At 65.8% G+C, this 2,749-nt stretch carries 4 protein-coding genes; all 4 read left to right on the forward strand.

Annotation, left to right across the window (positions count from 1 at the left end):
- Positions 1-254: hypothetical protein (locus D7V88_RS43410; RefSeq protein WP_158625268.1), on the forward strand; the 254-nt coding region annotated here is incomplete at its 5' end.
- 71 nt (positions 255-325) lie between these two features.
- A complete protein-coding gene (locus D7V88_RS40450) occupies positions 326-844 on the forward strand; it encodes a hypothetical protein (RefSeq protein ID WP_244238660.1) in 519 nt (172 codons plus the stop codon).
- 16 nt (positions 845-860) lie between these two features.
- A complete protein-coding gene (locus tag D7V88_RS40455; RefSeq protein ID WP_120545820.1) occupies positions 861-1,247 on the forward strand; it encodes a hypothetical protein in 387 nt (128 codons plus the stop codon).
- A 168-nt stretch (positions 1,248-1,415) separates the two neighbouring features.
- A partial coding sequence (locus D7V88_RS40460) for an ammonium transporter (RefSeq protein ID WP_147449107.1) occupies positions 1,416-2,749 on the forward strand: 1,334 nt, incomplete at its 3' end.

The following is a 2,749-nucleotide window of genomic DNA, read 5'->3' on the forward strand; positions in this document are numbered from 1 at the left end:
CGCTCTTCACGGGGGAGGGTGGGGACCGGGAGGAGATGAAGATCATCGAGCGTCGCGGTGGAGGTGCCGCGATGGAGCTGACGCTGGTGGCGGAGGGCAGGGGAGAGGAGAACAAGCAGCCTGTCGAAGTGCGCACGGTGCTGACGCGGAGAGGCGCGGTCCTCTCCATCAGCAGGCTGACGCGTCGTCCTGGCGAACCGTTTCTGCTCCGCCACGTCTACCGACTGTCAGCGGTCGCGAGGAGTGACGGATAGAAGACCCGTCGTGGGGATGAGGGGTTGGCCACCCTTGCCGATGCCAGAGGTTCGTTGGTGGAGTGCCTTCCATGGACTCAGGCGCCTGGCACGTGAAGGGGCGATTCCAACTGGGTGTCGCCATCCTCACCACCCTGGTGCTGATGGCCTCCGCCTGTGGTCACGCCCAGCGACCCGAGCGGAAGACCTATGTCGTCTCCGAAGATGCGCGAGGTGTCGGGATCGCGGAAGGGCCTGGAACGGGGGGCTCTGGCGCGGATGCCTACTGCGGCGAGTGGCAAAAGCAGTGCTTCCAGAAGTGTTGGAGGCGAAAGCCACGGGAGAGTTCCATCCCGAAGCATTCCGCTGCGCACCATGAGTACTGCACCACGACATGCCTCAAGGAATTCATGAAGTGCGTCGAGGAGCAGAGGACGCTGGAGCAGCAAGACGCGAAACGGGAGCTACAGTTTCACAACATGACGAGCGCTCTGGATTGGCTCCGGGAGCACAAAGCCGAGGTGGCGTTGGGAACCGTTGTCGTCGTCGCGGGTGTGGCGTTCACGCTCGCCGTGGCACCAGCCGGTTTGCTGGTGCTCAGCCCCATCTGAGGGAAAGGGTGTGGCCGTGAGCAAAGAGAACGAGATCGATGTCGAAGCGATACTGGAGATCCTCAGTGATGCGCGTCAGCGTCACCCCGAGGGGTCGCGGGAGTGGAATGCCTTTCAGACAGCAGCGTTCTGCCTCCTCTACGTTCAGTACAGCGACAAGCTCGAGGACTTCGCGACGTATTTCCGGGAACGCCTCGACCCCAACTTCAAGACCAAGGTCGAGCGGGACTTCGCGACGCGGGCCGAGGCCGATGCCTGGGTCCAAAGTGGCAAGGCCGAGCACCGCATGCACATCCGGATCGACGGCAAGGGCTTCCTGGTCGTGCAACTGCCAGGACGGATCACACTCCTGGCCTCCCCCCTGATGGAGGAGCTGAGCATGGAGGATGAACCGGAAGAGTGAGCAGGACCCCACCCCGCCCCTTGCTCCACAAACCTTCCGGCCCCATCCCCTTGGGTTTCCCGTCCATCACTTTAGGCTAAATTTCAGGCGAGCTAGCTCAGCCGGAATTGAAATTAGCCCAGGTCGTATCTACACTGCATCGCGTCAGCTCTTGGGAGAGGTGCGTCGATGCAGAAGTGGATGGCGATGGTCCTGCTGGTGGGCGTGGCGGTCGCGGGACTCGTGGTGGCCCCGGCGGCGCAGGTGAAGCAGGGCGGTCCCATCAATGCCGCGGACACCGCCTGGCTGCTCACCGCCACGGCGCTGGTGCTGCTGATGACGCCCGGCCTGTCGTTCTTCTACGGCGGCATGGTGCGGCTGAAGAACGTCATCTCCACCCTGATGCAGAGCTTCATCGCCATGGCGGTCATCAGCCTGCTGTGGGTCGTCGTGGGCTTCAGCCTGTGCTTCGGCGACAGCTTCCACGGCTTCATCGGGGACCCGCGCACCTTCTTCATGTTCAGCGGCGTGGGCGGTGAGACGCACCCGGACCTCGCGCCCACCGTGCCGCTGCTGCTCTTCGCGCTCTTCCAGCTCAAGTTCGCCATCATCACCCCGGCGCTCATCACCGGCGCGTTCGCGGAGCGTGTTCGCTTCAAGGCGTACCTGCTCTTCATGGTGCTCTTCAGCATCTTCATCTACGCGCCGCTCGCCCACTGGACGTGGCACCCCGAGGGCTTCCTGCGCCAGTGGGGCGTGCTCGACTTCGCGGGCGGCACCGTCGTGCACATGTCCGCCGGCTTCGCCGCGCTCGCCGGCGCGCTCGTCCTGGGCCGCCGTCAGGTGCACCTGACGCACGCCACGCATGCTCCCGCCAACGTGCCCTTCGTGATGCTCGGCACGGGCATGCTGTGGTTCGGCTGGTTCGGCTTCAACGCCGGCTCCGCGCTGTCCGCGTCCTCGCTGGCCACGCTCGCCTTCGCCACCACCAACACCGCCTCCGCCGCCGCCATGCTCGGGTGGATCGCCTTCGACTGGCTGCGCGGCCGCAAGCCCAGCGCCATGGGCGCCTGCGTGGGCGCCGTGGTGGGCCTGGTCGCCGTCACGCCCGCCGCGGGCTTCATCACCGTGGGCCAGAGCATCGTCGTGGGGCTCGTCGCCAGCTTCGTCAGCAACGCCGCCGTCCACTTCAAGAGCCGCACCGCCCTGGATGACACCCTGGACGTCTTCCCCTGCCACGGCCTGGGCGGCGTGGTGGGCATGGTGCTCACTGGCGTACTCGCCAAGGACGTGGGCCTCATCCACGGCACCACCCGCACCTTCCTCATGCACCTGCTGGCCCTCGGCGTCGTGTCCGTCTTCTCCTTCGTGGGCTCGTGGATCCTCTACAAGATTGTCGACCGCATCGTTCCCCTGCGCGTCACCCGCGAGCAGGAGGAAGAGGGCCTGGACCTGAGCCAGCACGGAGAGACGGTGGGCGAGGTCCCCACCGCCGCCCGTGTCGAAACCCCGCCCGCCGCGAG

The organism is Corallococcus terminator, assembly GCF_003611635.1.
GTDB lineage: Bacteria > Myxococcota > Myxococcia > Myxococcales > Myxococcaceae > Corallococcus > Corallococcus terminator.

Excerpts from the sequence above, each read along its gene's own strand:
- D7V88_RS40450 (WP_244238660.1), top strand. The coding sequence starts at position 326 with ATGGACTCAGGCGCCTGGCACGTGAAGGGGCGATTCCAACTGGGTGTC.